The sequence below is a fragment of the Pseudoalteromonas sp. CR1 genome, assembly GCF_019392235.1.
GTDB lineage: Bacteria > Pseudomonadota > Gammaproteobacteria > Enterobacterales > Alteromonadaceae > Pseudoalteromonas.
This window is the reverse complement of sequence record NZ_JAHXRM010000211.1, coordinates 1-276: the sequence shown is the minus strand read 5'-3', so window position 1 is coordinate 276 and position 276 is coordinate 1. Positions and strand designations below refer to the sequence as shown.

1 protein-coding gene is annotated in these 276 nt (G+C 64.5%); it reads right to left on the bottom strand.

Features of this window, described 5'->3' with window-relative positions; all coding sequences use genetic code 11:
• Positions 1-276: DUF294 nucleotidyltransferase-like domain-containing protein (locus tag KZZ04_RS19145; protein WP_257903690.1), on the bottom strand; the 276-nt coding region annotated here is incomplete at both ends.

Sequence of the window (276 nt, the reverse complement as noted above, 5' to 3'; positions counted from 1 at the left end):
CCGCGCCCACTCGGCCCGCGACAGGCACAGTTCGGGGTTACCGGCCATGATATTGCCCTTGCACAAACTGAAGCCGCACAGCGCCAGGCTCTGGTTGATCTGCTGCGCCAGGGGCAACAAGCGGCCGCGAATCGCTGCGGCTTCGGCGGCGTCCTTGGCATCGAACAGAATGCCGTTGTCCTGATCGGTAAACAGTGTCTGCTCGCGACGGCCTTCGCTGCCGAAACACAGCCAACTGAACGGCACGCCGGGGTCGCCTTTGTCGGCCAGCGTCAG